Origin of the sequence: Paracoccus sp. 22332 (assembly GCF_052045125.1) — a bacterium.
Classification (GTDB): domain Bacteria; phylum Pseudomonadota; class Alphaproteobacteria; order Rhodobacterales; family Rhodobacteraceae; genus Paracoccus; species Paracoccus haematequi_A.
The window spans coordinates 1-521 of sequence record NZ_JBQEOI010000141.1; the positions used below are offsets into that span (position 1 = coordinate 1).

Below are 521 nucleotides of genomic sequence, written 5' to 3' on the forward strand. Positions count from 1 at the left end.
GAAGTGACGCAGCAGCCGTTCGGCCTCCAGCGTGGCAAAGCGGCTGTAGGAGCGTTCCCGCAGCGAGCCATAGAGCAGCAGGATGCGCGGCGGATGGGTTGCGCGCGGAACCGGGGGAAGGTCCGGCTGGCGGATGGCCTCGGGCGACAGGTTCGGCAGGTCGGGGATCATGCGCGGGCCTCCTTCAGCATGGCATCGTTGGGAAACCAGCGGTCGCCAAGCCGCAGGGCGACGTTGACCAGCAGGATTAGCACCGGCACCTCGACCAGCGGACCGATCACGGCCGCGAACGCGACCGGGGAAGCCAGGCCGTAGGCCGCGATGGCGACGGCAATCGCCAGTTCGAAATTGTTGCCGGCGGCAGTGAATGCGATAGCCGTGGTGCGCGGGTAGTCCCTGGCGATCAGCCGGCCCATGGCGAAGCTCACCAGGAACTGGATGGCGAAATACAGCACCAGCGGAACAGCGATCCGAAGCGCATCCAGCGGCAGGCGCACCACGTCGCCGCCCTTCAGGCTGAA

Annotated in this window: 1 protein-coding gene and 1 pseudogene; both read right to left on the reverse strand. The window is 67.2% G+C overall.

Annotation, left to right across the window (positions count from 1 at the left end):
• A pseudogene (locus ACTJI6_RS24240) lies at positions 1-171 on the reverse strand (arsenical resistance protein ArsH); the annotation flags it as partial.
• Positions 168-521 (reverse strand): arsenic resistance protein (locus ACTJI6_RS24245; RefSeq protein WP_440804351.1); only part of this gene is annotated, 354 nt, incomplete at its 5' end. The gene ACTJI6_RS24245 and the pseudogene ACTJI6_RS24240, both read right to left, overlap by 4 nt.